The sequence below is a fragment of the Variovorax sp. WDL1 genome (assembly GCF_001541225.1).
Lineage (GTDB): Bacteria > Pseudomonadota > Gammaproteobacteria > Burkholderiales > Burkholderiaceae_C > Variovorax.
In genome coordinates this window covers 1-757 of record NZ_LMTS01000074.1, presented here as the reverse complement: position 1 = coordinate 757, position 757 = coordinate 1, and the positions used below count along the sequence as shown (strand labels likewise).

The window sequence follows — 757 nt, the reverse complement described above, 5'->3', positions numbered from 1 at the left end:
CGTACGCATCAGCACAATCGGCAATTGCACTACAGCACGCAGATGACCCCGGCTTCGCCGATACGCTGCCACGGAAGCCCGAGCACCAGCGCATCGAACTGCGGAGGGGTCAGGCTGAGGGTGGTGCCGCTGTCCTTGGGCCAGACGAACTTGCCTTGATGCAGGCGTCTTGCCGACAGCCAGATACCGATGCCGTCGTGCACCAGGACCTTCATGCGATTGGCACGTCGGTTGGCGAACAGGTATGCATGGTGCGGGCGCGCAGCACCGAAGACACGAACCACGCGCGCCAGCGCCGCTTCAGTGCCCGCACGCATATCCAACGGCTCGATGGCAAGCCACAGTGCGTCGACCCGGATCACCTGAGGATCTCGCGCAGCCAGGCGGCGCATTGGCCTGACGCGCTCAACGGCCAGGTCACGTTCACGGCGATCGCACCGCGGCGAAGCTCAAGGTGGATGTCACCTACGACAGCGGGACTTGGCGCCAGCGTGAGCGAGACGAACTCGGCTTGCCGGTCACTGCTCTTCGAGTCGACACCTCTCGCGTCGACCGAGCGGCGCCACTTGTGAACGAGGTTGGCATTGAGGCCATGGGCCAGTGCCACCCGCGCCACCGACGCTCCAGGTTCCGCGCACGCCGCCAGCACCTGCCGCTTCAGATCGGCTGCGTGGCGCCGCCGGCTCACGCGCTTGGAGTCTTCCATGGTGTCCACCTAATCCTTGGTGGACACCATCGTCATGGACACAAGCCCGCA

The 757-nt window shown here is 65.1% G+C and carries 2 protein-coding genes; both read right to left on the bottom strand.

The features are described from left to right. Nucleotides 1-29 precede the first annotated feature (29 nt). The gene (gene tnpB / locus APY03_RS10550; protein ID WP_068676554.1) at nt 30-362 is read right to left on the bottom strand and encodes an IS66 family insertion sequence element accessory protein TnpB; all 333 of its coding nucleotides are present in this window, start codon (nt 360-362) and stop codon (nt 30-32) included. Continuing rightward, nucleotides 359-706: an IS66-like element accessory protein TnpA gene (gene tnpA, locus APY03_RS10545; RefSeq protein ID WP_068676553.1), complete on the bottom strand. Its 348-nt coding sequence runs from the start codon at nt 704-706 to the stop codon at nt 359-361. Before tnpA ends, tnpB begins: the two co-directional genes overlap by 4 nt. Nucleotides 707-757 lie beyond the last annotated feature (51 nt).